The following is a 263-nucleotide window of genomic DNA, read 5'->3' as shown; positions in this document are numbered from 1 at the left end:
GCCAGCGTCATCACAATATGAAGACCGAGGGCAGAGCCTTTTATATTCTGGACCCGGTTACTGGTGATGTGGTGTGGTTGTTGGCTGATGGCAGTTGGGTGACAACGCAAGCTACAGGCCCGCTAGCACCCTCGATGCGTAGGTGGGCTCGCACTGTTGCCGAGGATGTTATGGCACACCGAGCAAAGATGCATGAAGACGCCAAAGCATTGAAGGTCGAGTTGGACAACGGTGAGATCGTGGAAGTCTTTGATATGACCGAC

Source organism: Corynebacterium sp. HMSC078H07 (assembly GCF_001812805.1).
Classification (GTDB): Bacteria; Actinomycetota; Actinomycetes; order Mycobacteriales; family Mycobacteriaceae; genus Corynebacterium.
Note: the sequence above shows the minus strand (reverse complement) of the source record.